General features: G+C 45.9%; 5 protein-coding genes. 2 read left to right on the top strand and 3 right to left on the bottom strand.

The window, feature by feature from the left end:
- Positions 1-229 precede the first annotated feature (229 nt).
- Both DC28_RS15855 and DC28_RS12745 read left to right on the top strand, forming a co-directional pair.
- Entirely contained in the window at positions 230-931 is a 702-nt protein-coding gene (locus DC28_RS15855; protein ID WP_052078878.1) for a peptidoglycan DD-metalloendopeptidase family protein, read from the top strand.
- 34 nt (positions 932-965) lie between these two features.
- Positions 966-1,508, top strand: coding sequence for a hypothetical protein (locus DC28_RS12745; RefSeq protein WP_037549418.1), 543 nt, complete (start codon positions 966-968; stop codon positions 1,506-1,508).
- Positions 1,509-1,868: 360 nt separating this feature from the next.
- On the opposite strand, the gene DC28_RS12740 is transcribed toward DC28_RS12745, so the two are convergent.
- From DC28_RS12740 to DC28_RS12730, 3 genes are all read right to left on the bottom strand, one after another.
- Positions 1,869-2,207, bottom strand: coding sequence for a type II toxin-antitoxin system HicB family antitoxin (locus DC28_RS12740; RefSeq protein WP_037549415.1), 339 nt, complete (start codon positions 2,205-2,207; stop codon positions 1,869-1,871).
- Complete coding sequence (locus tag DC28_RS12735; RefSeq protein ID WP_037549412.1) at positions 2,204-2,458, bottom strand: type II toxin-antitoxin system HicA family toxin; 255 nt, start codon at positions 2,456-2,458, stop codon at positions 2,204-2,206. Before DC28_RS12735 ends, DC28_RS12740 begins: the two co-directional genes overlap by 4 nt.
- A gap of 69 nt (positions 2,459-2,527) precedes the next feature.
- Positions 2,528-2,973, bottom strand: a 446-nt coding sequence (locus DC28_RS12730) for a helix-turn-helix domain-containing protein (RefSeq protein WP_162180241.1), incomplete at its 5' end; no start/stop codon positions are given.

The raw sequence follows: 2,973 nt of genomic DNA, 5'->3' as shown, positions 1-2,973 counted from the left end.
GTTTGTTTGGTCACTTACCATTGGAGCCTGATCGGCCTGCTTTTTCAACTTTAAATTTACAGAAAGAATTTTACACTAACAAAGCATTAGCTATGATGCGTTTGGAGTACCCTTAAAGGGGCTTGACCTGTTTAGTGAGGGACATGATTGGGATGATGATCATGAATGGTGGAAACTATTCGACAATGATGAACCAACTCTATCTCGGGATACCGATGAAGCATTGCATTTGGATATAGCTGAACGGTTCGGTTATAATGGGAAACTCCTTGTCGAAGCAACGGGACTGTATGATTATGGTTACAGGCACTATGCACCAACAACAGCCCGTTTCACAACGGTTGATCCTATCAAGGATGGCCCAAATTGGTATGTTTATGTCGGGAATGATCCGGTTAATTTTGTTGATCCGCTGGGACTTTTGTCGGATACGCCGGGGAATGGGCAGGCGGAAGAGCTGGCACCAAGTCCCTTCCTGGCGCCTGTTATTAATGGTATGGCTTATCCTGTGGGAATGAAGAATGGATCAGATTATCCTGCGGGTTATGATTATGGTCCGCGAGAACCGATCACTACACCAATTGGAGTAACGGATAATTTTCATGATGGCATTGATATTACTGCGCCAGAAGGAACTCGGGCGAATGCTGTTGGTGATGGTGTTGTTACGTATACTGGCACTGACACTATTTTCGGCAATTATATTACTATTCAGCATCCTAATGGAACAAGCACCTTGTACGCCCATTTGAAAGATAACTTTGTAGAAGATGGAGATGATGTTCAAGCAGGTCAGCATATAGGGAATGTTGGACAGACAGGTCAAGCTACTGGTTCACATTTACACTTGGGCTATGATGCAAACGGAGATGGGGACTTTGGTGATCAATGGATCGATAACCCAACTGTATTGATAGGATCATCACCATAAGAAAATTAAGTTTAGCAGGCAACGGAGTTTTAATATGAAGGCATCAGTTATCATTTTTCTTTTAACTACTCTATTAACTAGTTTATATCCACAGGACGATGTAGTAAGAACACTTGATTACTTCACAGTCGTTGGGATATCCGGTTCAGAAATTGTTCTGGGAGATAGGATCAATAATTACTTTGACGACGACGATTCACCCAAAGGAGTTTCAGTCCAGTTTGAGAATGAGAACAAACCAGAGTGGGATCTGTTGCAGTGGGATGTTGTCGCCGGTGTCAAAGTCTTTTTTTATCGTGGACAAAACGTTATATCAAAAATAGATATTACAACTTCTCTGTTTAAAACAAAGATAGGAAATCTAGGTGTATACTCAACTGTTAATCAAATACAGGAATTTTATGGAATTCCAGATCTTTCATATAGACAAGGAGAATTAAATAGATTGGTGTATAAAACACCTGAAAACGCTTTTAATCCGGAAGAAAAATGGAATGAGTACTGGATATCTTTTCTTGTTAATGAAGAAACAGGTTTAGTTGAGCATCTTGTTTTGAACATTAATACAATGAATTGATTGTCGCTGTTCTCATGACCGTCACGCGAAGAGTGACAATAGGCTCCCCCAAGGGACAGGGTTTAAACAAAATAAGTTAGCCTAATAACCCCTTTGACCAGACGCCCAGCCTGCGGCTTTGCGCAGGTCAAGCGAAATCATTAGGCTTGTCAAAAGAACCTGAAAAACGGGAGCCTATAACAGGGCTCCCGGTGCTATTTTGGACCACTAATCCGCCTTCGGCGGGGCCTGGGAATGCGCTGCGCTGCATCCCTGCGGCTTTGAAAAAGCCAATAAAATGACCGTGTTAACCTGCGAGCCGAAGGCGAGTCAGGTTCAATACCATATTTTATTGCTCTGATGCATCGGGATAAGACTCGGCTACTGCTGTGCCAGCACCTGGCGGGTTTCATCCTCGATGGCTTTTTCGATGTACTTGTTCAACGACAAGCCGATTCGCGCAGCAGCTACCACCGCGCGGCTGTGGAGTTCGGGTGAAGTGCGGACCATAAACTTCCCGGAAAACGGCTTCTCCGGCTCTTTGCCCCGCTCCTTGCACCAATCCAGGTAAAAATCGACCGACTCGGCCATGGCCCTTTCCAACTCCTCGACGGACGTCCCCTGAAAGGTGATGACATCGTGCAAGCCGACGACTTCCCCATGGAAAATGCGCGCCTCTTCGTCGAACTCGACGATGCCGGTGTAGCCTTTGTATGTCATGGTGTTACCCCCGCATTGATCAAGAATTTGCGAACCGATTTAACTGCGCCCTTGTCGGTTTCTTTCCGTGGGTGCGGACGATGGACGATGAGATCAACACCGTTCAGTGAGAAACCGACGCGGGAGCCAGATTCTTCTTTCATGAGTGCCCCCAACGACAGCAGCAGCGATTCGATATCCACCCACGGGATGCTTGCTTTGACCGGATCGGTGAAAACGGCTTGAAGTGTTTTGCGCTGCTTGCTGTTCACGAAGGAATGATACTATTTTATGGTATCATTTTCAAGCTGTTCCAACGAAAGGACCGCACACGGTGGACGCTATGAGCGCGATTCCGGCGGGTCGGAAGGATCGACGCCGGCGCCTTTCAAGGCATTGTCGATGGTTTTGAGGAGTGATTTCTGGTCAAAGGACGGGAGTTTTTCAATGAGCTTGAGGCGTTGCAGTATCCGAGGGCTGGGCATGAAGTCATCATGGGAATCAACCGGTTCTACGCCGAGAATGGCATCGGTGCGTACTTTCAGTGAAATTGCGATTTGGATAATAATTTCGACCGGCACATTCAAACGCCCGTTTTCGTATCGCGAAAGGAGTGTTGGAGTGATGCCTATCTTGTGCGCGAGTTGATTTTGGCGTAATCCGCGCTTTTTCCGCAAGGCTGCGATATTGCGTCCGATCGTGTGAGAGTTAGTGTAAAATTCTTTCTGTAAATTAAAAGTTGAAAAAGCAGGCCGATCAGGCTCCAATGGTAAGTGACCAAACAAAC

The organism is Spirochaeta lutea (assembly GCF_000758165.1).
In the GTDB taxonomy this organism is placed as follows: Bacteria; Spirochaetota; Spirochaetia; order DSM-27196; family Salinispiraceae; genus Spirochaeta_D; species Spirochaeta_D lutea.
Note: the sequence above shows the minus strand (reverse complement) of the source record. Positions and strands in the feature narration are given on the sequence as shown.